Genomic DNA, 904 nt, shown 5'->3' with positions numbered 1-904 from the left:
CCCCGGTGCCGCCCGCGACGAGCCCCGCCACCTTGGCGTACCCTGCCGCGGCGAACCACCCGATGACGGCCACCGGCACCACCGCCGGAATGCCCTGCGCGACCTCCTTGATCTGCCCCGCCGCCATCCGGCACCGCGCGCACTCCTCGAGGTGCTTGCGCAGCCCCCGTTCGGCGCGGATCCGCAGCCCGCCCCGGGCGAACGCGCCCAGCCGGTCCGCGTACCGGGCGCACTCCGCGTCGGCGGTGAGCGTCGCGCTGACGTGCGCCTGCAGATAGGCCTGCTTGAGGCCTTCACGGGCCCGGCTGGCGAGCACCCGCGTGCCGTTGGCGTCCAGCCCGAACAGCGTGGCGACCTCGCCCGGCGACTCGTCCTCGACCTCGGTGTGCCAGAGCACCGCCTGCCACCGCTCGGGCAGCGAGCGGAACGCCCGCATCGCCAGTGACTGATCGGCCTCGTGCATCGCCCGCACGTCGGCGCCGAGTTCGAGCGTGTCGTCGTCCAACCGGTCGGTGCCGCGGATCGACTGCTCGACGAACACCGCGAAGTCGTCGACCAGTTGCTCACTCCGGGTCGACCTGATCCACCCCGCGGCGGTGCGGCGGACGGTGGTCAGCAGGTAGGCGCGCACGGCGTGCCGCGGACCGGCTCCGCCGCGCACCGCCTGGAGCATGCCGGCGAACACCTCCGCGGTGAGGTCGTCCGCGGTGTGCGCGTCCCGGCAGCAGGTGCGGGCGTACCGGCGCACGGCGTCGGCGTGCCGGCGGTAGAGCGCCTCGTAGGCGGAGTCGTCCCCGGCCCGCATCCGCACGATCAGCTCGGCGTCGGACCCCGGCGGAGGGTCCGCGACAGCCTCCCGGCCGCTGCCCGCCTCCCGCTGCGCGGGGAAGAAGGACCCCCGCCC

Annotated in this window: 1 protein-coding gene; it reads right to left on the bottom strand. The window is 75.3% G+C overall.

The features are described from left to right. Window positions 1-904 (bottom strand): sigma-70 family RNA polymerase sigma factor (locus ACOV8S_RS24885; RefSeq protein ID WP_448320458.1); only part of this gene is annotated, 904 nt, incomplete at both ends.

Source organism: Streptomyces sp. CO7 (assembly GCF_053474865.1).
Note: the sequence above shows the minus strand (reverse complement) of the source record. Positions and strands in the feature narration are given on the sequence as shown.